Here is a 23,042-nt window from a genome sequence, read left to right as displayed (position 1 = left end):
ACGAAAAGACTAGTCTATGAGCACTGATAATAAGCAATCATTACCCGCAATTACGCTTGCGGCGATCGGGGTTGTCTACGGTGATATTGGCACCAGCCCGCTTTATACGCTTCGTGAATGTTTGTCCGGCCAGTTTGGCTTTGGTGTTGAGCGCGATGCCGTGTTTGGCTTCCTGTCCCTCATCTTCTGGCTGCTGATCCTGGTCGTTTCCGTTAAATATCTCTCCTTCGTTATGCGTGCAGATAACGCGGGCGAAGGCGGGATCCTGACCCTGATGTCTCTTGCTGGTCGCAATACCTCGGCCAGAATGACGTCCGTGCTGGTGATTATCGGCCTGATTGGCGGTAGCTTCTTCTATGGGGAAGTGGTGATAACACCGGCTATCTCAGTGCTCTCGGCGATAGAGGGGCTGGAAATTATCGCGCCACAGCTCGATTCATGGGTGGTTCCGCTGGCCATTATTGTCCTGACGCTGCTGTTCATGATCCAGAAACACGGTACCGGGCTGGTGGGCAAACTGTTTGCGCCGATTATGCTGGCCTGGTTCCTGATTCTGGCGGCGCTCGGCTTACGCAGCATTATCGCGAATCCGGACGTGCTGCATGCGCTAAACCCTTACTGGGCGGTGCATTTCTTCCTGGAATACAAAGTGGTTTCCTTCGTGGCGCTGGGGGCGGTCGTGCTCTCCATCACCGGTGTGGAAGCGCTGTATGCTGACATGGGGCACTTCGGAAAACTGCCGATCCGCGTGGCATGGTTTATTGTGGTGCTCCCTTCGCTGGTGCTGAACTACTTCGGTCAGGGCGCGCTGCTGCTTAAGAACCCGGAAGCGATTAAGAACCCGTTCTTCCTGCTGGCGCCTGACTGGGCGCTGGTGCCGATGCTCATTCTGGCCACGCTGGCGACCGTTATTGCCTCTCAGGCGGTGATTTCCGGGGTGTTCTCTTTGACCCGTCAGGCCGTTCGTCTGGGCTATCTCTCGCCAATGCGCATCATCCATACTTCAGAAATGGAGTCGGGCCAGATCTACATCCCGTTCGTTAACTGGCTGCTCTATTTTGCTGTTGTGATTGTGATTGTCAGCTTCGAGCACTCCAGTAACCTGGCCGCGGCCTACGGTATTGCGGTCACAGGTACTATGGTGCTGACGTCGCTTCTCTCCACCACGGTGGCGTACCGAAACTGGCACTGGAATAAATTCCTTGTAGCAATGATTCTGGTGGGCTTCCTGTGTATCGACGTGCCGCTGTTCTCTGCCAACCTCGACAAGATTGTTTCCGGCGGCTGGCTGCCGCTGACGCTGGGCCTGGTGATGTTCATTGTCATGACCACGTGGAAGAGCGAGCGCTTCCGTCTGCTGCGTCGCATGCACGAGCACGGCAATTCTCTTGAGGCGATGATCGCATCGCTGGAGAAATCACCGCCGGTTCGCGTGCCGGGCACCGCGGTTTATATGTCTCGTGCCCTGAATGTAATCCCGTTCGCGCTAATGCATAACCTCAAGCACAACAAGGTTCTGCACGAGCGCGTGATCCTGCTGACGCTACGTACAGAAGATGCGCCGTACGTTCACAACGTGCGTCGCGTTCAGATTGAGCAGCTGTCCCCGACCTTCTGGCGCGTGGTGGCAAGCTACGGCTGGCGCGAAACGCCTAACGTGGAAGAGGTGTTCCACCGCTGCGGTCTGGAAGGGTTGAGCTGTCGGATGATGGAAACGTCGTTCTTTATGTCGCACGAGTCGCTGATCATCGGCAAGCGCCCGTGGTATCTGCGCCTGCGCGGCAAGCTGTACCTGATCCTGCAGCGTAACGCCCTGCGCGCGCCTGACCAGTTTGAGATCCCGCCTAACCGCGTGATTGAGCTGGGAACGCAGGTCGAGATTTAAGTCTTTGTGCGGCCTGATGCCCTCAGCCCGACCTTCTCCCACAGGGCTGAGGGATCCCCACAAAATAATGTTTGCATGGACGACCCCCTCTCCTTTGAGGAAGAGGGCGCAAACATAAAAAACGGTAACCCTGGGGTTACCGTTTTGCATTTACCTCCACTACATTTCACTTAGCGAAACGTTTCGACGTTGATCACAATTCCGTTACGTCATGGTGGTTTTCTGAACACTCTTGCGTCTACACTCTTTTTAGCGAAACGTTTCGCTAGTGGAGCAAGAAAATGAAGAAAGGCACGGTTCTCAACTCAGAAATCTCATCGGTTATTTCCCGTCTTGGGCATACCGATACGCTGGTGGTTTGCGACGCAGGCTTACCGGTTCCGCGCAGCACAACCCGTATTGATATGGCGTTAACGCAGGGTGTTCCCTCGTTTATGCAGGTACTGGAAGTCGTGACGACGGAGATGCAGGTTGAGGCGGTCATTCTCGCGGCGGAAATCAAACAACATAATCCGCAACTCCACGAAACGTTGCTCAGCCACATTGAGCAACTGCAACAACACCAGGGAAACACCATAGAAATTCGTTACACAACGCACGAGCAGTTCAAACAACAAACCGCAGACAGTCAGGCGGTGATTCGCAGCGGGGAGTGTTCCCCGTATGCGAATATTATTCTCTGTGCTGGCGTTACCTTCTGAGGCCATCATGGAAGCATTACTGCAACTTAAAGGGATCGATAAGTCGTTCCCGGGCGTAAAAGCCCTCTCCGGCGCGGCGCTGAACGTCTACCCCGGGCGCGTGATGGCGCTGGTGGGGGAAAACGGCGCCGGCAAATCCACCATGATGAAAGTGCTGACCGGGATCTACCAGCGCGATGCCGGTTCGTTGCTATGGCTGGGCAAAGAGACCACCTTTAACGGCCCGAAATCTTCACAGGAAGCGGGCATCGGCATTATTCACCAGGAGCTGAACCTTATCCCGCAGCTCACTATTGCAGAGAATATCTTCCTCGGCCGCGAGTTTGTGAACAGGTTCGGCAAAATCGACTGGAAAACCATGTACGCCGAAGCGGATAAACTCCTGGCGAAGCTGAACCTGCGCTTTAAAAGCGACCGCCTGGTGGGCGATCTCTCCATCGGCGATCAGCAGATGGTGGAAATCGCGAAGGTGCTGAGCTTTGAGTCGAAGGTCATCATTATGGATGAACCGACCGACGCCCTGACCGATACCGAAACCGAATCCCTGTTCCGCGTTATCCGCGAGCTGAAGTCGCAGGGACGTGGGATTGTCTATATTTCTCACCGCATGAAAGAGATCTTCGAAATCTGCGACGACGTCACCGTCTTCCGCGACGGGCAGTTTATTGCCGAGCGCGAAGTGGCGACGCTGACCGAAGATACGCTCATCGAAATGATGGTGGGACGCAAGCTTGAAGATCAGTATCCGCGTCTGGACAAAGCGCCAGGTGAGATCCGCCTGAAGGTGGACAACCTCTGCGGTCCGGGTGTGAACGACGTGACCTTTACCCTGCGTCAGGGGGAGATCCTGGGCGTGGCGGGCCTGATGGGCGCAGGCCGTACCGAGCTGATGAAAGTGCTCTACGGCGCACTGCCGCGCACCAGCGGTTATGTCACCCTCGACGGTCATGAAGTGGTGACCCGCTCGCCGCAGGACGGCCTGGCGAACGGCATCGTCTATATATCCGAAGACCGTAAGCGCGACGGCTTAGTGCTGGGTATGTCGGTAAAAGAGAACATGTCGCTTACCGCACTGCGCTATTTCAGCCATAGCGGTGGGAGCCTGAAGCATAAAGACGAGCAGCAGGCGGTCAGCGATTTTATCCGTCTCTTCAACGTCAAAACTCCGTCAATGGAGCAGGCGATTGGCCTGTTGTCCGGCGGGAATCAGCAGAAAGTGGCTATTGCCCGCGGGCTGATGACGCGCCCGAAAGTATTGATCCTCGACGAGCCAACCCGCGGCGTGGACGTGGGCGCGAAGAAAGAGATCTATCAGCTGATTAACCAGTTTAAGGCCGACGGTCTGAGCATCATTCTGGTCTCTTCCGAGATGCCAGAGGTATTAGGCATGAGCGATCGCATTATCGTCATGCATGAAGGGCATCTCGGCGGTGAATTCACTCGCGAGCAGGCCACCCAGGAAGTTCTGATGGCTGCCGCTGTGGGCAAGCTTAATCGCGTGAATCAGGAGTAAGAAGATGACTACCCAGGCTGTTTCTGGTCGCCGCTATTTCACAAAGGCATGGCTGATGGAACAAAAATCGCTGATTGCCCTGCTGGTGCTGATCGCGATTGTGTCGACCATGAGCCCGAATTTCTTCACCGTGAATAACCTGTTCAACATTCTGCAGCAGACGTCGGTGAACGCTATTATGGCGGTCGGCATGACGCTGGTGATTTTGACCTCGGGTATCGATCTGTCCGTCGGTTCCCTGCTGGCGCTCACCGGTGCGATCGCCGCTTCGATTGTTGGTATTGAAGTTAACGCGCTGGTGGCTGTTGCTGCGGCCCTGGCAGCTGGCGCGGCGATAGGCGCTGTAACCGGCGTGATTGTGGCAAAGGGCCGCGTTCAGGCGTTTATCGCTACGCTGGTAATGATGCTGCTGCTGCGCGGTGTAACCATGGTTTACACCAACGGTAGCCCGGTCAATACCGGCTTTACCGATAACGCGGATCTGTTTGGCTGGTTCGGTATTGGCCGCCCGCTGGGCATTCCAACGCCGGTCTGGATCATGGCTATCGTCTTCCTGGCGGCGTGGTACATGCTGCATCACACCCGTCTGGGCCGTTATATCTATGCGCTGGGTGGTAACGAAGCGGCAACGCGCCTGTCCGGTATCAGCGTTAATAAAGTCAAAATTATCGTTTACTCCCTGTGTGGCCTGCTGGCCTCCCTGGCGGGCATCATCGAAGTGGCGCGCCTCTCCTCCGCGCAGCCGACGGCGGGTACGGGTTATGAGCTGGACGCCATTGCAGCAGTGGTTTTGGGCGGTACGAGTCTTGCGGGCGGTAAAGGTCGCATTGTTGGGACATTGATCGGCGCACTGATTCTTGGTTTCCTGAATAATGGTTTGAATTTGTTAGGTGTTTCCTCCTATTACCAGATGATCGTTAAGGCAGTGGTGATTTTGCTGGCGGTACTGGTAGACAACAAAAAACAGTAACTGACGACACTACAGGACATCTTAGATATGAACATGAAAAAACTGGCTACCCTGGTTTCCGCTGTCGCGCTGAGCGCAACCGTAAGTGCTAACGCCATGGCTAAAGACACCATCGCGCTGGTTATCTCCACGCTGAACAACCCGTTCTTCGTCTCCCTGAAGGACGGCGCGCAGAAAGAAGCGGACAAGCTGGGCTACAACCTGGTGGTGCTGGATTCTCAGAACAACCCGGCGAAAGAGCTGGCTAACGTTCAGGACTTAACCGTTCGTGGTACTAAAATTCTGCTGATCAACCCAACCGATTCTGACGCTGTAGGTAACGCCGTGAAGATGGCAAACCAGGCAAAAATCCCGGTCATTACCCTGGACCGTCAGGCGACGAAAGGCGACGTGGTCAGCCACATTGCTTCTGATAACGTGCTGGGCGGTAAAATCGCCGGTGACTACATTGCGAAGAAAGCCGGTGAAGGCGCGAAAGTTATCGAACTGCAGGGCATTGCCGGTACGTCCGCTGCCCGCGAGCGTGGTGAAGGCTTCCAGCAGGCTGTAGCAGCACATAAATTCAACGTGCTGGCGAGCCAGCCAGCAGACTTCGACCGTACTAAAGGTCTGAACGTCATGCAGAACCTGCTGACCGCGCATCCTGATGTGCAGGCAGTGTTCGCCCAGAACGACGAAATGGCGCTGGGCGCGCTGCGTGCCCTGCAGACTGCAGGTAAATCTGATGTGATGGTTGTCGGATTTGACGGCACGCCGGATGGTGAAAAAGCAGTAAATGATGGCAAACTGGCTGCGACCATCGCTCAGCTGCCTGAGCAGATTGGCGCCACTGGCGTGCAAACTGCCGATAAAGTGCTGAAGGGCGAAAAAGTTCAGGCCAAATATCCGGTTGACCTGAAGCTGGTCATTAAGCAGTAAAAGGCGATTCAGGCAGTCGCTGGCTGCCTGAGGGACACCAAATAAAAGAAAAGTGTGGCATACGCCACCGGGTAACACCGGTGGCGCTCTCAGATGGACAGCTCAACCATGAAAACCGCAGGCAACCTCGTCGTCCTTGGCAGTATCAATGCCGATCACATTCTTAACCTTGAAACCTTCCCCACGCCGGGCGAAACCGTCACGGGTAACCAGTACCAGGTGGCCTTTGGTGGTAAAGGCGCAAACCAGGCCGTCGCCGCCGGACGCAGTGGGGCGAATATCGCATTTATCGCCTGTACGGGGGATGACGACACCGGTGAGCGCGTACGCAAACAGCTGGCGAGCGACAACATTGATGTTGCGCCAGTGAGCGTAGTCGAAGGGGAATCTACCGGCGTGGCGCTGATTTTCGTCAATGCGGAAGGTGAGAATGTCATCGGTATTCATGCGGGGGCTAATGCTGCGTTAACGACAGAACGCGTTGAAGCGCAACGCGGAATCATCGCTGGAGCGGAAGCCCTGCTGATGCAGCTGGAATCACCGGTTGAAAGCGTGTTGGCTGCGGCGAAAATTGCGCATGAAAATCATACCACTGTCGTACTTAACCCGGCCCCAGCCCGTGTATTATCAGACGAGCTGCTGGCGCTGGTGGACATCATTACGCCGAACGAAACCGAAGCCGAAAAGCTGACGGGCATTCGCGTTGAAAATGACGACGATGCCGCGCGTGCGGCGAAAGTGCTGCATGCAAAAGGCATCGGGACCGTTATCATTACTCTTGGCAGCCGTGGGGTGTGGGCAAGCGTAAACGGCGAAGGGCGTCGCGTGCCGGGCTTTAAGGTCAAAGCCATTGATACTATCGCCGCAGGAGACACCTTTAACGGTGCGCTGGTGACGGCGCTGCTGGAAGGAAACGTAATGGATGATGCCATCCGCTTTGCGCATGCCGCCGCCGCGATTGCGGTGACGCGCAAAGGCGCACAGCCTTCCGTTCCGTGGCGCAAAGAGATCGATGAATTCTTAAGTCAGCAGGGGTAACGTTTGGCTACGATGAAAGATGTCGCCCGCATGGCGGGCGTTTCTACTTCGACTGTCTCTCACGTTATTAATAACGACCGCTTCGTCAGCGAGGCGATTCGTGAGAAAGTCGAAGCCGCAGTAAAAGATCTCAACTATGCGCCGTCGGCGCTGGCGCGCAGTCTGAAGCTTAACCAGACGCGCACCATCGGTATGCTGATCACCGCCAGTACCAACCCTTTTTATTCTGAACTTGTTCGTGGCGTAGAACGCAGCTGCTTTGAGCGTGGCTACAGCCTGGTGCTGTGCAATACCGAAGGCGACGAGCAGCGCATGAACCGCAACCTGGAAACGCTGATGCAAAAACGCGTCGACGGGCTGCTGCTGCTCTGTACCGAAACGCATCAACCCTCGAAAGAGATCATCCAGCGCTACCCCTCTATTCCCACGGTGATGATGGACTGGGCACCCTTCGACGGTACCAGCGATTTGATTCAGGATAACTCCCTGCTGGGCGGCGATATGGCGACTCAGCATCTGATCGATAAAGGTCATACTCGCATTGCCTGTATTACCGGCCCGCTGGATAAAACCCCGGCGCGCCTGCGTCTGGAAGGGTATCTCTCTGCAATGGAGAGAGCTGAGCTTGCCATTCCTGATGGCTACCGAATCACCGGTGATTTTGAATTTAATGGCGGTTTCGAGGCTATGCAGAAGCTGCTGGCGCAGGATCCTCGCCCGCAGGCGGTGTTTATCGGTAACGATGCAATGGCGTTTGGTGCCTATCAGGCGCTGTATCAGGCGGGACTTCGCGTGCCGGACGATATGGCGATAGTGGGCTACGATGATATCGAACTGGCGCGCTACATGACGCCGCCGCTGACCACCATTCATCAGCCTAAAGATGAACTGGGTGAGCTGGCCATTGATGTGTTGATTCACCGAATGGCGCAGCCCACGCTGCAGCAGCAACGTCTGCAGCTTACTCCTGTTCTGATGGAACGGGGTTCGGTTTAGCCTTTGCTTTGTGTCGCTCTTTGATCAGGTTGCGGCCGTCTTTCGGTTTTAACAGCATAAAGACCAGCGCCGACACCACCGTCAGCACGCCCATGGTGATAAAGGTATAGTGGAACTGCTCAACGGTATTGGTACCGTCAAACCCTTCGTAGAACCGCAGTACCGCCGCACTCACGGCTACCCCGAGGCTGATCGACAGCTGTTGAGTCACCGCCAGCACGCTGTTGCCGCTGCTGGCGTTCTCGTCGGTCAGGTCCGCAAGGGTAATGGTATTCATCGATGTGAACTGCGTTGACATCGCCATCCCCAGCACAAACAGCGGCAGGATCAGCATCCAGACCGGTAACGCGGCGGATTGTAGCGAGAATTGCGCAATCATCAGACCGATAAAGACCGTCACGCCAACCAGCGTCTTACGATAGCCAAACCAGCGCAGTACCTGAGTGACCGTTGATTTCGCCAGAATGGAACCCATTGCCGTGGGCGCCATCATGCAGCCGGCAATCAGCGCCGGATAGCCGAAACCCACCTGCAGCATCAATGGCATCAGGAACGGTACGCAGCCCGTGCCCAGACGTGAGGCAATATTGCCCGCGATCCCGACGGAAAAGGTTCGGGTGTTAAAGAGAGATAAAGAGATAAGCGGTGTCGGATGACGACGCGCATGACGTATATAAAGAAGGAACAGCAGAATACCGCTGAGGATGACGGCGAGTGCCAGCCACGTTTCAACGATCTTCTCGCCAATGAGCTCCATCCCACTGGAGAACAGCACCAGGCTCAGGCCAAACAGGAAAAAGCCGCCCATATCGAAGCTGCGCCTTGGCGTGGTGAAGTTCGGCATATATTTGCGGGCATAGATCAGCCCTGCCACGCCAATCGGAATATTAATCAGGAAAATCCAGTGCCAGCTTGCCCAGGTAACCAGTACCCCGCCGAGAACCGGGCCTAGTATTGGGCCGACCAGCCCCGGCATGGTGACGAAGTTGAGTACGGGAAGCAGTTCGCTGCGTGGATAGGCACGCAGCAAGGCAAGGCGCGCCACCGGCATCATCATCGCGCCGCCAATTCCCTGCAGCACGCGGAAGATAACCAGCTCCGTTAAGGATGTTGAAAGCGCGCAGGCCAGCGAACCGAGCGTAAATAGCGTTACGGCCAGCATGAAAACTCTGCGGGTGCCGAAGCGATCGGCCAGCCAGCCGCTAACCGGGATCAACATCGCAACCGTCAGGGTATAGCTGATGATGGCGGACTGCATTGCCAGTGGGGAGCGGTTAAGGCTTTGCGCGATAGCGGGAAGCGCCGTATTGAGGATGGTTGCATCCAGTGCCTGCATAAAGAACGCCATGGCTGCAATCCACGGCAATCCGGCCATGCTGCGTGCTTTTTTCTCTGTCATTTATTTACCTGCTGGTGGGTTGGCGCGGTCAGCAATGCCTGGCATGCAGTCAGGGCTCGCTGCCCGTCGCTCTCCTGAATGGCATCCACTATCGCCTGATGCAAATCCAGCTTTACCACTTCGTCTTGTGTAATAGAGGTAAAGTAGGTGTGGTACACCGAATGGAATAACGAGGCAAAGGAGGTCAGGAACGGATTGGCGCTCATCATATAGATGTGTTCATGCCAGGCCATATCGACCTCAACCCAGCGTTCCCGGTTGAAGTGTTTTTTCAGGAACACCATCTCTTCCATCAGTGCGTTAAGCTGCGCTTTCTGCTCTGCCGTTCCGAGCGAGGCGGCAAGCAGACATGCCTGGGGTTCCAGACTGCTGCGCATCACCAGAAAGTGATCGACAACCTGATTAAAGTTATCTTCAGTCATCCACCAGGAGAGCAGCTCCTGATCGAGAAAATTCCAGTTACTCTGTGGCATCACGCGCGTGCCAATACGAGGGCGTGGAAGCACCATGCCTTTTGCCGTCAGCGTTTTCACCGCTTCGCGAACGGCAGTACGGCTCACCCCGAACTGCTCACCCAGCTCCATTTCACCCGGCAAGATGCTGCCCGGGGCATATTTACCCGCTAAAATCCGCTGCGCCAGCTTTTCTGCCAGCACATAGGACAGATTTTTTTGGGCGGCTAGCTGTTGTGCGCTTAATGGCATCGCTTTTATTCCTTAATGTTTCATGCTGATAATTATGCCACCTCGAATGTGATTGTGGTTGCAGATACATCAAATAGAACAATTTGTAGCTTGATTTCACCGCTGTTGGTGAAAAAAAACGCGGACAGAAACTTTTTTTAAGTTTCCTCTTGTCACTTAAGAATAACTCCCTATAATGCGCCTCCACTGACACGGAACAACGGCACACACGCCGCCGGGTCAGCAGAGAAAGGCAAAATAAACGCTTGACTCTGAAGCGGGAAAGCGTAATATGCACACCCCGCGCCGCAGCGAAAACGAAGCGGCACTGCTCTTTAACAATTTATCAGACAATCTGTGTGGGCACTCAAAGTGACATGGATTCTTAACGTCGCAAGACGAAAAATGAATACCAAGTCTCTGAGTGAACATGCGTAATTCATTACGAAGTTTAATTCACGAGCATCAAACTTAAATTGAAGAGTTTGATCATGGCTCAGATTGAACGCTGGCGGCAGGCCTAACACATGCAAGTCGAACGGTAGCACAGAGAGCTTGCTCTCGGGTGACGAGTGGCGGACGGGTGAGTAATGTCTGGGAAACTGCCTGATGGAGGGGGATAACTACTGGAAACGGTAGCTAATACCGCATAACGTCGCAAGACCAAAGAGGGGGACCTTCGGGCCTCTTGCCATCAGATGTGCCCAGATGGGATTAGCTAGTAGGTGGGGTAACGGCTCACCTAGGCGACGATCCCTAGCTGGTCTGAGAGGATGACCAGCCACACTGGAACTGAGACACGGTCCAGACTCCTACGGGAGGCAGCAGTGGGGAATATTGCACAATGGGCGCAAGCCTGATGCAGCCATGCCGCGTGTATGAAGAAGGCCTTCGGGTTGTAAAGTACTTTCAGCGGGGAGGAAGGCGATAAGGTTAATAACCTTGTCGATTGACGTTACCCGCAGAAGAAGCACCGGCTAACTCCGTGCCAGCAGCCGCGGTAATACGGAGGGTGCAAGCGTTAATCGGAATTACTGGGCGTAAAGCGCACGCAGGCGGTCTGTCAAGTCGGATGTGAAATCCCCGGGCTCAACCTGGGAACTGCATTCGAAACTGGCAGGCTAGAGTCTTGTAGAGGGGGGTAGAATTCCAGGTGTAGCGGTGAAATGCGTAGAGATCTGGAGGAATACCGGTGGCGAAGGCGGCCCCCTGGACAAAGACTGACGCTCAGGTGCGAAAGCGTGGGGAGCAAACAGGATTAGATACCCTGGTAGTCCACGCCGTAAACGATGTCGACTTGGAGGTTGTGCCCTTGAGGCGTGGCTTCCGGAGCTAACGCGTTAAGTCGACCGCCTGGGGAGTACGGCCGCAAGGTTAAAACTCAAATGAATTGACGGGGGCCCGCACAAGCGGTGGAGCATGTGGTTTAATTCGATGCAACGCGAAGAACCTTACCTACTCTTGACATCCAGAGAACTTAGCAGAGATGCTTTGGTGCCTTCGGGAACTCTGAGACAGGTGCTGCATGGCTGTCGTCAGCTCGTGTTGTGAAATGTTGGGTTAAGTCCCGCAACGAGCGCAACCCTTATCCTTTGTTGCCAGCGGTTAGGCCGGGAACTCAAAGGAGACTGCCAGTGATAAACTGGAGGAAGGTGGGGATGACGTCAAGTCATCATGGCCCTTACGAGTAGGGCTACACACGTGCTACAATGGCGCATACAAAGAGAAGCGACCTCGCGAGAGCAAGCGGACCTCATAAAGTGCGTCGTAGTCCGGATTGGAGTCTGCAACTCGACTCCATGAAGTCGGAATCGCTAGTAATCGTGGATCAGAATGCCACGGTGAATACGTTCCCGGGCCTTGTACACACCGCCCGTCACACCATGGGAGTGGGTTGCAAAAGAAGTAGGTAGCTTAACCTTCGGGAGGGCGCTTACCACTTTGTGATTCATGACTGGGGTGAAGTCGTAACAAGGTAACCGTAGGGGAACCTGCGGTTGGATCACCTCCTTACCTTAAAGAACCTGCCTTTGTAGTGCTCACACAGATTGTCTGATGAAAAGTAAGCAGCAAGGCGTCTTGCGATTGAGACTTCAGTGTCCCCTTCGTCTAGAGGCCCAGGACACCGCCCTTTCACGGCGGTAACAGGGGTTCGAATCCCCTAGGGGACGCCACTTGCTGGTTCGTGAGTGAAAGTCACCTGCCGTCATATCTCAAAACTGACTTACGAGTCATGTTTGAGATATTTGCTCTTTAAAAATCTGGATCAAGCTGAAAATTGAAACGACACACATGTTATGTGTGTTCGAGTCTCTCAAATTTTCGCAATTTGATGATGAATCGAAAGAAACATCTTCGGGTTGTGAGGTTAAGCGACTAAGCGTACACGGTGGATGCCCTGGCAGTCAGAGGCGATGAAGGACGTGCTAATCTGCGAAAAGCGCCGGCGAGGTGATATGAACCTTTGACCCGGCGATGTCCGAATGGGGAAACCCAGTGCAATTCGTTGCACTATCGTTAACTGAATACATAGGTTAACGAGGCGAACCGGGGGAACTGAAACATCTAAGTACCCCGAGGAAAAGAAATCAACCGAGATTCCCCCAGTAGCGGCGAGCGAACGGGGAGCAGCCCGGAGTCTGAATCAGCTTGTGTGTTAGTGGAAGCGTCTGGAAAGTCGCACGGTACAGGGTGACAGTCCCGTACACGAAAATGCACAGGTTGTGAACTCGAAGAGTAGGGCGGGACACGTGGTATCCTGTCTGAATATGGGGGGACCATCCTCCAAGGCTAAATACTCCTGACTGACCGATAGTGAACCAGTACCGTGAGGGAAAGGCGAAAAGAACCCCGGCGAGGGGAGTGAAAAAGAACCTGAAACCGTGTACGTACAAGCAGTGGGAGCACCTTCGTGGTGTGACTGCGTACCTTTTGTATAATGGGTCAGCGACTTATATTCTGTAGCAAGGTTAACCGTATAGGGGAGCCGAAGGGAAACCGAGTCTTAACTGGGCGTTAAGTTGCAGGGTATAGACCCGAAACCCGGTGATCTAGCCATGGGCAGGTTGAAGGTTGGGTAACACTAACTGGAGGACCGAACCGACTAATGTTGAAAAATTAGCGGATGACCTGTGGCTGGGGGTGAAAGGCCAATCAAACCGGGAGATAGCTGGTTCTCCCCGAAAGCTATTTAGGTAGCGCCTCGTGAACTCATCTTCGGGGGTAGAGCACTGTTTCGGCTAGGGGGCCATCCCGGCTTACCAACCCGATGCAAACTACGAATACCGAAGAATGTTATCACGGGAGACACACGGCGGGTGCTAACGTCCGTCGTGAAGAGGGAAACAACCCAGACCGCCAGCTAAGGTCCCAAAGTCATGGTTAAGTGGGAAACGATGTGGGAAGGCACAGACAGCCAGGATGTTGGCTTAGAAGCAGCCATCATTTAAAGAAAGCGTAATAGCTCACTGGTCGAGTCGGCCTGCGCGGAAGATGTAACGGGGCTAAACCATGCACCGAAGCTGCGGCAGCGACGCTTATGCGTTGTTGGGTAGGGGAGCGTTCTGTAAGCCGTTGAAGGTGGCCTGTGAGGGCTGCTGGAGGTATCAGAAGTGCGAATGCTGACATAAGTAACGATAAAGCGGGTGAAAAGCCCGCTCGCCGGAAGACCAAGGGTTCCTGTCCAACGTTAATCGGGGCAGGGTGAGTCGACCCCTAAGGCGAGGCCGAAAGGCGTAGTCGATGGGAAACAGGTTAATATTCCTGTACTTGGTGTTACTGCGAAGGGGGGACGGAGAAGGCTATGTCAGCCGGGCGACGGTTGTCCCGGTTTAAGCGTGTAGGTGTGTGTTCCAGGCAAATCCGGTTCACTTTAACACTGAGGCGTGATGACGAGGCACTACGGTGCTGAAGTGATAAATGCCCTGCTTCCAGGAAAAGCCTCTAAGCATCAGGTAACACGAAATCGTACCCCAAACCGACACAGGTGGTCAGGTAGAGAATACCAAGGCGCTTGAGAGAACTCGGGTGAAGGAACTAGGCAAAATGGTGCCGTAACTTCGGGAGAAGGCACGCTGATATGTAGGTGAAGCCCCTGCGGGCGGAGCTGAAATCAGTCGAAGATACCAGCTGGCTGCAACTGTTTATTAAAAACACAGCACTGTGCAAACACGAAAGTGGACGTATACGGTGTGACGCCTGCCCGGTGCCGGAAGGTTAATTGATGGGGTTAGCGGCAACGCGAAGCTCTTGATCGAAGCCCCGGTAAACGGCGGCCGTAACTATAACGGTCCTAAGGTAGCGAAATTCCTTGTCGGGTAAGTTCCGACCTGCACGAATGGCGTAATGATGGCCAGGCTGTCTCCACCCGAGACTCAGTGAAATTGAACTCGCTGTGAAGATGCAGTGTACCCGCGGCAAGACGGAAAGACCCCGTGAACCTTTACTATAGCTTGACACTGAACACTGGTCCTTGATGTGTAGGATAGGTGGGAGGCTTTGAAGCGTGGACGCCAGTCTGCGTGGAGCCGTCCTTGAAATACCACCCTTTAATGGCTGGTGTTCTAACGTGGACCCGTAATCCGGGTTGCGGACAGTGTCTGGTGGGTAGTTTGACTGGGGCGGTCTCCTCCCAAAGAGTAACGGAGGAGCACGAAGGTTAGCTAATCCTGGTCGGACATCAGGAGGTTAGTGCAATGGCATAAGCTAGCTTGACTGCGAGAGTGACGGCTCGAGCAGGTGCGAAAGCAGGTCATAGTGATCCGGTGGTTCTGAATGGAAGGGCCATCGCTCAACGGATAAAAGGTACTCCGGGGATAACAGGCTGATACCGCCCAAGAGTTCATATCGACGGCGGTGTTTGGCACCTCGATGTCGGCTCATCACATCCTGGGGCTGAAGTAGGTCCCAAGGGTATGGCTGTTCGCCATTTAAAGTGGTACGCGAGCTGGGTTTAGAACGTCGTGAGACAGTTCGGTCCCTATCTGCCGTGGGCGCTGGAGAATTGAGGGGGGCTGCTCCTAGTACGAGAGGACCGGAGTGGACGCATCACTGGTGTTCGGGTTGTCATGCCAATGGCACTGCCCGGTAGCTAAATGCGGAAGAGATAAGTGCTGAAAGCATCTAAGCACGAAACTTGCCCCGAGATGAGTTCTCCCTGAGACTTTAAGTCTCCTGAAGGAACGTTGAAGACGACGACGTTGATAGGTCGGATGTGTAAGCGCAGCGATGCGTTGAGCTAACCGATACTAATGAACCGTGAGGCTTAACCTTACAACGCCGAAGGTGTTTTGGCGGTGAGAGACACAAACAATATTCAGCCTGATACAGATTAACAGAATTTGCCTGGCGGCTTTAGCGCGGTGGTCCCACCTGACCCCATGCCGAACTCAGAAGTGAAACGCCGTAGCGCCGATGGTAGTGTGGGGTCTCCCCATGTGAGAGTAGGGAACTGCCAGGCATCAATTAAGTAAAGAGGCCATCCGCAAGGATGGCCTTTTTGCGTTTATAGACTAAAAAACGGTAGGCGCCGGGTAAGGCAAAGCTGCCACCCGGCAAGTCAGACCGCACTCCACTTCACAACAAACTCTGCAATCCCATCCACATCATTCAAATTCAGTAACGGAACTTCAAGCGGCAATACAACATCACTGGCCACCGCAATCACATGCTCATCCAGCGTTAACTCGCTGAAATCATGCCCGGCATCGCTTCTGAACAGCAGGATCTTAGGTACGGCCTCATGCTTAAATCCCTCAACCAGCACCAGATCCAGCGTGGAATGATCCATCCGGCTGACCAGATACGCAAGATCCAGCGGTGCCTCATCCGGCGTTTCTGTCATCAACGCCCAGCGCTGGTTGCTTGCCACCATCGTTTGCGCCGCACCCGCTTTACGCAGTTCATAGCTATCTTTGCCCGGCTTATCGACATCCATATTATGGTGCGTGTGTTTAATCAAGCCTGGACGGATGCCGCGGGCGCACAGCGCGGGTATCAGTTTTTTCAGCAGCGTAGTTTTTCCCGTACCGCTCCAGGCGGAGATTGCTAAAACAGGTGTCATCTCTTCTCCTGCATGGCCTGTAAATCTTCTGTCGTGTTCACATTCACGAAGGATGTTTTCATGTCGCTAAAATCAACAGCATGTCCGCCAACCTTGCGCATAAACACCATAACTCTTCGTTCACCGGCAGCCAGATAGTCGCTCATGTCCGGAATCAACGATTTGTTAACGAGCGCGATAGTTGGATGGTCGCGCTCGCCGTCATGCACCCAGACCACGGGCGATTCACCTCGCTGTTGCACCATTCGCTCTACCAGGCAAGTGGGTATAAATGGCGTATCACACGAACAAAAGAGAAACCACTCGCCCTGCGACTGCTGCATCACCGAAAGCATGCCAGCCAGCGGTCCCGGATAATCTGCAAGATTATCCTGATAAACGGGAAACCCGCTGCGTTGGTAAATATCAATATGGCGATTAGCGCTGAGCGCCATGGCCGAAACCTGATTGACAAGCGTATCAGCGACGTGCTGCCATAAGGGCTTGCCATTCAGGCGCTGTAACCCCTTATCTTCTCCGCCCATTCGCGTCGCTCTGCCACCGGCCAGAACGACACCGATGATTTTCTGGCTCTCATTCACTAATATCGCCTCTTTTATTGTGGGATTGACCCTGCTAACGTGTCACTCTAAATGAAAGGAGCACCACCATGAAATGTAAACGTCTGAATGAAGTCATTGAACTCCTCCAGCCAGCCTGGCAAAAAGAGCCAGAGCTGAATCTGATGCAATTCTTACAAAAACTGGCGAAAGAGTCAGGTTTTGACGGCGATCTGGCAGACCTTTCTGACGACATCCTGATCTACCACCTCAAAATGCGCGACTCGGCCAAAGATGCTGTTATTCCTGGTATTCAGAAGGATTATGAGGAAGATTTTAAAACTGCGCTGCTGCGCGCCCGAGGCGTAATTAAAGAGTAAAAGCTTGTAAGCGGAGCCACCGAAATCGCCACAAGATGATATCCTGAATCATTCGTATAATTTCCGGATGATCGGATGAACGACCAGGCTTTTACTTTCCAGACACTACACCCGGATACCATTATGGATGCCCTGTTTGAACAGGGTATTCGTGTGGATTCAGGGCTAACCCCGTTAAATAGCTACGAAAACCGCGTCTATCAATTTCAGGACGAGGATCGTCAGCGCTTCGTCGTAAAGTTCTATCGCCCTGAACGTTGGTCTGCACAGCAAATTCAGGAAGAGCACCAGTTTGCTCACGATCTGCTGGGTGATGACGTCCCTGTTGCCGCGCCGATAAAGTTCAATAACCAAACGCTGCACACGCATGAAGGGTTTTACTACGCCGTATTCCCCAGTCTGGGTGGCCGCCAGTTTGAAGCGGATAGTATCGATCAGATGGAGTGGGTTGCTCGCTATCTGGGACGCATTCATCAGACGGGACGTAAAACAGCGTTCACTGCCCGACCAACGCTCGGGATTCAGGAATATCTCACCGAACCACGTCAGGTATTTGAAACGTCTGCGCTGATCCCCACTGCGCTAAAGGATAATTTCCTCAACGCCACCGATAAGCTTATTGCTGTGGTGAAAGCCTGCTGGCGTGATGATATTTCCGTTCTGCGCCTGCATGGCGATTGTCACGCCGGAAATATCCTCTGGCGCGATGGCCCGCTGTTTGTCGATCTCGACGATGCGCGCATGGGACCAGCGGTTCAGGATCTGTGGATGCTGCTCAATGGCGACAAAGCCGAGCAGCGCATGCAGCTTGAAACGATTATTGAAGCCTATGAAGAATTTAGCCCGTTTAATTCAGACGAAATTGCCCTGATTGAGCCTTTACGTTCTATGCGTTTTGTTTATTATCTCGCATGGTTAATCAGGCGTTGGGACGATCCCGCATTTCCCCGTAATTTCCCGTGGCTTACCGGAGAAGATTACTGGCGTAGCCAGATATCTACATTCACTCAGCAGGTTAAGGTTCTTCAGGAACCCCCTCTGCAATTAACGCCGATGTATTAATTGGACACACCCAGGAGAGAGTTAATCATGAAAAAAATTTGGCTGGCGCTGGCAGGTATGATTCTGGCATTTAGCGCTTCTGCTGCGCAGTTTACCGACGGTAAACAGTTCATCACGCTGGAAAAGCCGGTTGCTGGCGAGCCACAGGTTCTGGAATTCTTCTCGTTCTACTGCCCGCACTGCTATCAATTCGAAGAGGTGCTGCATGTTTCTGACAACGTGAAGAAAAAGCTGCCGGAAGGCACCAAAATGACCAAGTACCACGTTGAGTTCCTGGGCCCGTTGGGTAAAGACCTGACTCAGGCGTGGGCGGTTGCGATGGCGCTGGGTGTGGAAGATAAAATCACTGCTCCAATGTTCGAAGCCGTACAGAAAACTCAGACCGTTCAGACCACTGCGGATATCCGTAAAGTGTTCGTTGATGCCGGCGTGAAAGGTGAAGAGTACGACGCCGCGTGGAACAGCTTTGTGGTGAAATCTCTGGTGGCTCAGCAGGAAAAAGCGGCCGCGGACCTGCAGCTTCAGGGCGTTCCGGCGATGTTTGTTAACGGCAAATATCAGCTGAACATGCAGGGCATGGACACCAGCAGCATGGATATCTTTGTACAGCAGTATGCCGATACCGTGAAATATTTGGTTGAGAAGAAGTAATTTCGTTGATATGAAAACGCCGGTCACTGACCGGCGTTTTTGTATGAGGATTTAATGCTGTCTATCTGTTGGTCTTTCTCTTTCCAGAGCGTATTAAGCCACTGCTGGAAACCACGTTTGAAATTCTTATCGTTAACGTAGTCACCGTGCAGCTCGACATCGATCGGCACTAAATTCACCCGAACAACAATGCGCGTCAGCTTGCCGCTGAGCATATCGAAGAACGGCGTCCTGTCATTTTCCGGATAGCAGAGCGTAACGTTCAGAAGTTTATCGAACTGTGCACCCAGCACGTTAAGCGCCATCGCAATACCCGCCGCCTTTGGCGGGAGCAAATGCCGATAAGGAGAGCGAGTTTGTTGACGCTTCTCTTCCGTAAACCGGGAGCCTTCAACAAAGTTCACGATGGTTGTTGGATGCGCGCGAAACTTTTCACAGGAACGGCGCGTGGTCTCCACATCCTTACCGCGACGCTCCGGATGACGAATCAAATAGCTGCGCGAATAGCGTTTCATAAACGGCATATCGAGGGCCCAGCAGGCCAGCCCGATAAAAGGCACCCAGGCGAGCTGCTGCTTCAGGAAGTATTTGTTCATCGGGATATGTTTGCGGAAAAGCACGCATAACACCACGATGTCTGCCCAGCTGTGGTGATTGCAAATCAGCAGGTACCAGTTCTTTTTGTTCAGGCTCTCCAGCCCTTCGACATCCCACTTCAGATGCGGGTTCAGGCACAGCAGGATCGCCAGTCCTTCACACCAGCAATACATCATGAAATTACAAAACGCAGAGACGGATCGCCACACCGCAGGCACAGGCAGCAGCAGTTTAACGATCCCGGCGATAATGATCGGCACAGAACAGGCAATCGTCACCAGAATAGTTAAAATGATGCTTAGCGGTAATGTTATTGCAGCGAGCAATTTCGACATGATGAGCTTTTTCAGGTGGTTAGCTTTAATGAAGCGGCCGATAATTCGGCGCTGGGCGCTGATTTTATCAGAAAAATGACAAAATAATGGCGCTTTCATGTCTTCAATTGACGGCTTTTCCCCTGACGCAGAAGATTTCTCTAATACTGTGCGCTATTCAGGACTTATATCCACATAGACTAAATTGTCACCATCAGGCTATTATCATACAGTGTTAGTGTTTAACAAGCTGATATGTAATGATTTATTCTCAACGCATAGCTGTATTTAGCATCTGTTTTTCATTTGAAGTGAAAATATTCACAAACTTATCCACAGTTTGAGTTTTGCGAGCGATCCTCACGATCGCAAAATCTTTTCCTGTATCGAACCTGAATAACTGATGTTTTCATCCTTCTGTGGCATCCTTTACGCATAAATTGATTAAAGGCACGGACATTATGGTTCAGATCCCAGAAAACCCACTTATTCTCGTCGACGGCTCTTCTTACCTGTATCGGGCGTACCATGCGTTTCCTCCTCTGACCAATAGCGCAGGGGAACCTACCGGCGCAATGTACGGCGTGCTGAACATGCTGCGCAGCCTGATCCTTCAGTACCAGCCCACCCATGCGGCTGTCGTTTTTGATGCGAAAGGCAAAACCTTCCGCGATGAGCTGTTTGAGCATTACAAATCCCATCGTCCGCCAATGCCTGACGATCTGCGTGCGCAGATTGAACCGCTGCACGCCATGGTGAAAGCAATGGGCCTGCCGCTGCTGGCCGTCTCTGGCGTGGAAGCCGACGACGTCATCGGTACGCTGGCGCGTGAAGCGGAAAAAATGGGCCGTCCGGTACTGATCAGCACCGGCGATAAAGATATGGCCCAGCTGGTGACGCCAGGTATCACCCTGATAAACACCATGACCAACACCATTCTGGGGCCGGAAGAAGTGGTCACTAAGTATGGCGTGCCGCCAGAGCTCATTATCGACTTCCTCGCGTTGATGGGTGACTCCTCGGATAACATCCCTGGCGTCCCCGGCGTTGGTGAAAAAACCGCGCAGGCGCTGCTCCAGGGGCTGGGTGGTCTGGACACGCTCTACGCGGAATCAGACAAAATCGCCAGCCTTTCCTTCCGTGGCGCAAAAACCATGGCCGGGAAGCTGGAAGAGAACAAAGAGGTGGCTTATCTCTCCTATAAGCTGGCAACGATTAAAACCGATGTGGAACTGGAGCTGGGCTGTGAGCAGCTGGAAGTGCAACAGCCTTCCGCTGACGACCTGCTGAGCCTGTTTAAGAAATACGAATTCAAGCGCTGGACCACTGACGTGGAAGCCGGTAAATGGCTGCAGGCAAAAGGGGCCAAACCAGCTGCGAAGCCGAAGGAGACGATTGTCGTTGATGCCGAAGAGCAGGCGGAAGAAGAAGCCGCTGCGCTCTCCTTCGACAACTACGAAACCGTTCTGGAAGAGCCACAGCTGATCGCCTGGATCGAGAAACTGAAAAAAGCGCCGGTCTTTGCCTTTGACACCGAAACTGACAGCCTCGACAACATCTCAGCCAATATGGTGGGATTGTCCTTCGCGACAGAGCCGGGTATTGCCGCCTACGTTCCTGTGGCGCACGACTACCTGGATGCGCCGGAGCAGATCTCCCGCGAGCGCGTGCTTGAGCTGCTGAAGCCGATTCTGGAAGATGAAAAGGCGCTCAAGGTCGGGCAAAACCTCAAGTACGACCGCGGTATTCTGCAGAACTATGGCATTGAACTGCGCGGGATTGCCTTCGACACTATGCTCGAATCTTACATTCTGGACAGCGTCGCGGGTCGTCATGATATGGATTCCTTATCTGACCGCTGGCTCAAGCACAAAACCATCACCTTTGAAGAGATTGCCGGTAAAGGGAAAAATCAGCTCACATTTAACCAGATCGCTCTTGAAGAAGCAGGGCGCTACGCGGCGGAAGACGCCGACGTCACGCTGCAGCTGCACCTGAAGATGTGGCCAAAACTGCAGAAGCACGAAGGTCCGCTGAACGTGTTCCAGCATATCGAGATGCCGCTGGTGCCCGTGCTGTCACGGATTGAACGTAACGGCGTGAAAATCGACCCAACGGTGCTGCATAACCACTCCGGGGAGCTGGCGCAGCGTCTGACCGAGCTTGAGCAGAAAGCGCACGATCTTGCAGGCGAGCCGTTTAACCTTTCTTCACCGAAGCAGCTGCAAACCATCCTGTTTGAAAAGCAAGGTATCAAGCCGCTGAAGAAAACCCCTGGCGGCGCACCGTCAACCTCAGAAGAGGTGCTGGAAGAGCTGGCGCTGGACTACCCGCTGCCAAAAGTGATTCTGGAGTACCGCGGTCTCGCGAAGCTTAAGTCTACCTACACGGACAAACTTCCGCTGATGATCAACCCGAAAACGGGTCGCGTGCACACGTCGTATCATCAGGCTGTCGCGGCCACGGGACGCCTCTCGTCAACCGATCCTAACCTGCAGAACATCCCGGTGCGTAATGAAGAAGGGCGCCGCATTCGTCAGGCTTTCATCGCCCCGGAGGATTACCTGATTGTCTCGGCTGACTACTCGCAAATCGAACTGCGCATTATGGCGCATCTGTCCCGTGACAAAGGTCTGCTGACGGCATTTGCGGAAGGGAAAGACATCCACCGTGCGACCGCGGCGGAGGTCTTTGGTTTGCCGCTGGAGAGCGTGACCAACGAACAGCGCCGCAGTGCAAAAGCGATCAACTTCGGTCTGATCTACGGCATGAGCGCGTTTGGTCTTTCTCGCCAGCTCAACATTCCGCGTAAAGAGTCGCAGAAGTATATGGATCTCTACTTCGAACGCTACCCGGGCGTGCTGGAATATATGGAACGTACCCGCGCGCAGGCGAAAGAGAAAGGCTACGTTGAAACCCTGGATGGCCGTCGTCTCTATCTCCCGGACATCAAATCCAGCAACGCGGCCCGCCGCGCTGGCGCAGAACGTGCGGCGATCAACGCCCCGATGCAGGGAACCGCGGCGGACATCATCAAGCGCGCCATGATTGCCGTTGATGCCTGGCTGGAGAAAGAGAAGCCGTGCGTGAAAATGATCATGCAGGTACACGATGAACTGGTGTTTGAAGTGCACAAAGACGATCTCAATACTGTGTCGAAAAAGATCCACGAACTCATGGAAAGCAGCATGACGCTAGACGTGCCGTTGCTGGTGGAAGTGGGAAGTGGTGAAAACTGGGATCAGGCTCACTAAAGGTTCAATGAATAACGCGCTTTTTATGTAAGTTAGCAACATAACAAAGCGCGTTTTGTGACGATCATTAGAATTCCCTAT

General features: G+C 53.7%; 16 protein-coding genes, 1 tRNA gene and 3 rRNA genes. 15 read left to right on the top strand and 5 right to left on the bottom strand.

Translation table 11 applies throughout. The features are described 5' to 3' along the window. Nucleotides 1-16: 16 nt before the first annotated feature. The 7 genes from kup (at nucleotide 17) to rbsR (ending at nucleotide 8,021) form a co-directional block, all read left to right on the top strand. Entirely contained in the window at nucleotides 17-1,885 is a 1,869-nt protein-coding gene (gene kup / locus AC4ICF_RS23230; RefSeq protein ID WP_163329960.1) for a low affinity potassium transporter Kup, read from the top strand. A 281-nt stretch (nucleotides 1,886-2,166) separates the two neighbouring features. Then, a complete protein-coding gene (gene rbsD, locus AC4ICF_RS23225) occupies nucleotides 2,167-2,586 on the top strand; it encodes a D-ribose pyranase (protein WP_116343673.1) in 420 nt (139 codons plus the stop codon). A gap of 7 nt (nucleotides 2,587-2,593) precedes the next feature. Further along, nucleotides 2,594-4,099 (top strand): ribose ABC transporter ATP-binding protein RbsA, encoded by a 1,506-nt coding sequence (gene rbsA, locus AC4ICF_RS23220; protein WP_233003484.1) that lies wholly within the window; start codon nucleotides 2,594-2,596, stop codon nucleotides 4,097-4,099. A 4-nt stretch (nucleotides 4,100-4,103) separates the two neighbouring features. Further along, on the top strand, nucleotides 4,104-5,069 hold the full coding sequence (gene rbsC / locus AC4ICF_RS23215; protein WP_047360514.1) for a ribose ABC transporter permease: 966 nt from the start codon (nucleotides 4,104-4,106) through the stop codon (nucleotides 5,067-5,069). Between the two features lie 27 nt (nucleotides 5,070-5,096). Then, on the top strand, nucleotides 5,097-5,987 hold the full coding sequence (rbsB, locus tag AC4ICF_RS23210; RefSeq protein ID WP_013099394.1) for a ribose ABC transporter substrate-binding protein RbsB: 891 nt from the start codon (nucleotides 5,097-5,099) through the stop codon (nucleotides 5,985-5,987). 108 nt (nucleotides 5,988-6,095) lie between these two features. After that, the gene (gene rbsK / locus AC4ICF_RS23205) at nucleotides 6,096-7,025 is read left to right on the top strand and encodes a ribokinase (RefSeq protein WP_163330066.1); all 930 of its coding nucleotides are present in this window, start codon (nucleotides 6,096-6,098) and stop codon (nucleotides 7,023-7,025) included. 3 nt (nucleotides 7,026-7,028) lie between these two features. After that, nucleotides 7,029-8,021, top strand: coding sequence for a ribose operon transcriptional repressor RbsR (gene rbsR / locus AC4ICF_RS23200; protein ID WP_316380807.1), 993 nt, complete (start codon nucleotides 7,029-7,031; stop codon nucleotides 8,019-8,021). On the opposite strand, the gene mdtD is transcribed toward rbsR, so the two are convergent. After that, nucleotides 7,987-9,420, bottom strand: coding sequence for a multidrug transporter subunit MdtD (mdtD, locus tag AC4ICF_RS23195; RefSeq protein ID WP_116343676.1), 1,434 nt, complete (start codon nucleotides 9,418-9,420; stop codon nucleotides 7,987-7,989). The genes rbsR and mdtD overlap by 35 nt on opposite strands. Continuing rightward, nucleotides 9,417-10,124 carry a FadR/GntR family transcriptional regulator gene (locus tag AC4ICF_RS23190; RefSeq protein ID WP_116343677.1) on the bottom strand — a complete coding sequence of 236 codons (708 nt, stop codon included), beginning with the start codon at nucleotides 10,122-10,124 and terminating at the stop codon, nucleotides 9,417-9,419. Before AC4ICF_RS23190 ends, mdtD begins: the two co-directional genes overlap by 4 nt. A gap of 452 nt (nucleotides 10,125-10,576) precedes the next feature. Here AC4ICF_RS23190 and AC4ICF_RS23185 point away from each other — a divergent pair. The 4 genes from AC4ICF_RS23185 (at nucleotide 10,577) to rrf (ending at nucleotide 15,561) form a co-directional block, all read left to right on the top strand. Next, a 16S ribosomal RNA gene (locus AC4ICF_RS23185) occupies nucleotides 10,577-12,116 on the top strand. Between the two features lie 85 nt (nucleotides 12,117-12,201). Next, nucleotides 12,202-12,277 (top strand) — tRNA-Glu (locus AC4ICF_RS23180). Nucleotides 12,278-12,469: 192 nt separating this feature from the next. Further along, a 23S ribosomal RNA gene (locus tag AC4ICF_RS23175) occupies nucleotides 12,470-15,374 on the top strand. 71 nt (nucleotides 15,375-15,445) lie between these two features. Then, a 5S ribosomal RNA gene (rrf, locus tag AC4ICF_RS23170) occupies nucleotides 15,446-15,561 on the top strand. The 16S, 23S and 5S rRNA genes sit together here with 1 tRNA gene alongside, the layout of an rRNA operon. Nucleotides 15,562-15,660: 99 nt before the next feature. Here the strand turns inward: rrf and mobB are convergent. Both mobB and mobA read right to left on the bottom strand, forming a co-directional pair. Continuing rightward, nucleotides 15,661-16,164: a molybdopterin-guanine dinucleotide biosynthesis protein MobB gene (mobB, locus tag AC4ICF_RS23165; RefSeq protein ID WP_116343729.1), complete on the bottom strand. Its 504-nt coding sequence runs from the start codon at nucleotides 16,162-16,164 to the stop codon at nucleotides 15,661-15,663. After that, nucleotides 16,161-16,745: a molybdenum cofactor guanylyltransferase MobA gene (mobA, locus tag AC4ICF_RS23160; RefSeq protein ID WP_316380682.1), complete on the bottom strand. Its 585-nt coding sequence runs from the start codon at nucleotides 16,743-16,745 to the stop codon at nucleotides 16,161-16,163. The genes mobB and mobA overlap by 4 nt, the downstream gene beginning before the upstream one ends. A gap of 68 nt (nucleotides 16,746-16,813) precedes the next feature. On the opposite strand from mobA, the gene AC4ICF_RS23155 reads away from it, so the two are divergent. The 3 genes from AC4ICF_RS23155 (at nucleotide 16,814) to dsbA (ending at nucleotide 18,796) form a co-directional block, all read left to right on the top strand. Continuing rightward, nucleotides 16,814-17,083 carry a YihD family protein gene (locus tag AC4ICF_RS23155; RefSeq protein ID WP_008501866.1) on the top strand — a complete coding sequence of 90 codons (270 nt, stop codon included), beginning with the start codon at nucleotides 16,814-16,816 and terminating at the stop codon, nucleotides 17,081-17,083. Between the two features lie 75 nt (nucleotides 17,084-17,158). Further along, nucleotides 17,159-18,145, top strand: coding sequence for a serine/threonine protein kinase (locus AC4ICF_RS23150; RefSeq protein ID WP_316380683.1), 987 nt, complete (start codon nucleotides 17,159-17,161; stop codon nucleotides 18,143-18,145). Nucleotides 18,146-18,172: 27 nt separating this feature from the next. Then, nucleotides 18,173-18,796 (top strand): thiol:disulfide interchange protein DsbA, encoded by a 624-nt coding sequence (gene dsbA, locus AC4ICF_RS23145; protein ID WP_028014899.1) that lies wholly within the window; start codon nucleotides 18,173-18,175, stop codon nucleotides 18,794-18,796. 23 nt (nucleotides 18,797-18,819) lie between these two features. Here dsbA and yihG read toward each other — a convergent pair whose 3' ends face one another. After that, nucleotides 18,820-19,728: a 1-acylglycerol-3-phosphate O-acyltransferase, YihG family gene (yihG, locus tag AC4ICF_RS23140; protein WP_316380684.1), complete on the bottom strand. Its 909-nt coding sequence runs from the start codon at nucleotides 19,726-19,728 to the stop codon at nucleotides 18,820-18,822. Between the two features lie 440 nt (nucleotides 19,729-20,168). Between yihG and polA the strand changes: the two genes are divergently transcribed. Beyond that, nucleotides 20,169-22,961 carry a DNA polymerase I gene (gene polA, locus AC4ICF_RS23135; protein WP_491466137.1) on the top strand — a complete coding sequence of 931 codons (2,793 nt, stop codon included), beginning with the start codon at nucleotides 20,169-20,171 and terminating at the stop codon, nucleotides 22,959-22,961. Nucleotides 22,962-23,042: the final 81 nt, after the last annotated feature.

The sequence above is a fragment of the Enterobacter sp. ECC_219_Taxon_10 genome (assembly GCF_058354905.1).
Note: the sequence above shows the minus strand (reverse complement) of the source record. Positions and strands in the feature narration are given on the sequence as shown.

What these genes read in the sequence shown, in the direction of transcription:
- kup (WP_163329960.1), top strand. Translation starts at nt 17, where the DNA reads ATGAGCACTGATAATAAGCAATCATTACCCGCAATTACGCTTGCGGCG.
- rbsD (WP_116343673.1), top strand. Translation starts at nt 2,167, where the DNA reads ATGAAGAAAGGCACGGTTCTCAACTCAGAAATCTCATCGGTTATTTCC.
- rbsA (WP_233003484.1), top strand. Translation starts at nt 2,594, where the DNA reads ATGGAAGCATTACTGCAACTTAAAGGGATCGATAAGTCGTTCCCGGGC.
- rbsC (WP_047360514.1), top strand. Translation starts at nt 4,104, where the DNA reads ATGACTACCCAGGCTGTTTCTGGTCGCCGCTATTTCACAAAGGCATGG.
- rbsB (WP_013099394.1), top strand. Translation starts at nt 5,097, where the DNA reads ATGAACATGAAAAAACTGGCTACCCTGGTTTCCGCTGTCGCGCTGAGC.
- rbsK (WP_163330066.1), top strand. Translation starts at nt 6,096, where the DNA reads ATGAAAACCGCAGGCAACCTCGTCGTCCTTGGCAGTATCAATGCCGAT.
- mdtD (WP_116343676.1), bottom strand. Translation starts at nt 9,420, where the DNA reads ATGACAGAGAAAAAAGCACGCAGCATGGCCGGATTGCCGTGGATTGCA.
- AC4ICF_RS23190 (WP_116343677.1), bottom strand. Translation starts at nt 10,124, where the DNA reads ATGCCATTAAGCGCACAACAGCTAGCCGCCCAAAAAAATCTGTCCTAT.
- mobB (WP_116343729.1), bottom strand. Translation starts at nt 16,164, where the DNA reads ATGACACCTGTTTTAGCAATCTCCGCCTGGAGCGGTACGGGAAAAACT.
- AC4ICF_RS23155 (WP_008501866.1), top strand. Translation starts at nt 16,814, where the DNA reads ATGAAATGTAAACGTCTGAATGAAGTCATTGAACTCCTCCAGCCAGCC.
- AC4ICF_RS23150 (WP_316380683.1), top strand. Translation starts at nt 17,159, where the DNA reads ATGAACGACCAGGCTTTTACTTTCCAGACACTACACCCGGATACCATT.
- dsbA (WP_028014899.1), top strand. Translation starts at nt 18,173, where the DNA reads ATGAAAAAAATTTGGCTGGCGCTGGCAGGTATGATTCTGGCATTTAGC.
- yihG (WP_316380684.1), bottom strand. Translation starts at nt 19,728, where the DNA reads ATGTCGAAATTGCTCGCTGCAATAACATTACCGCTAAGCATCATTTTA.
- polA (WP_491466137.1), top strand. Translation starts at nt 20,169, where the DNA reads ATGGTTCAGATCCCAGAAAACCCACTTATTCTCGTCGACGGCTCTTCT.